The sequence below is a fragment of the Olavius algarvensis spirochete endosymbiont genome (assembly GCA_900608495.1).
GTDB lineage: Bacteria > Spirochaetota > Spirochaetia > DSM-2461 > DSM-2461 > UBA2779.
Genome location: UWYT01000234.1, coordinates 1 through 222, shown reverse-complemented (window position 1 = coordinate 222; position 222 = coordinate 1). Strand labels below are relative to the sequence as shown.

Sequence of the window (222 nt, the reverse complement as noted above, 5' to 3'; positions counted from 1 at the left end):
CGCAAAACCCTCTGTGCTGCCGGCCAAGGTGCTTACCACCCCCGCAGGCGTGATTTTCCGGATGCGGTTGTTGCCACTATCTGCCACAAAGACATTGTCGGATGAGTCCACAGCCACTCCGCCGGGGAAGTAAAACTGTGCCGCTGTGCCGGTGCCATTCCCAGAATTCGCTGTGCCACTGCCGGCAAAGGTGCTTACCACTCTATCTTCTATTCTATCTGC

General features: G+C 56.8%; 1 protein-coding gene. It reads right to left on the bottom strand.

Annotated elements, in window-relative coordinates; genetic code table 11:
- The coding region (locus tag S1OALGB6SA_RS06740; RefSeq protein ID WP_503465882.1) for a hypothetical protein at positions 1-222 on the bottom strand (222 nt) is incomplete at both ends.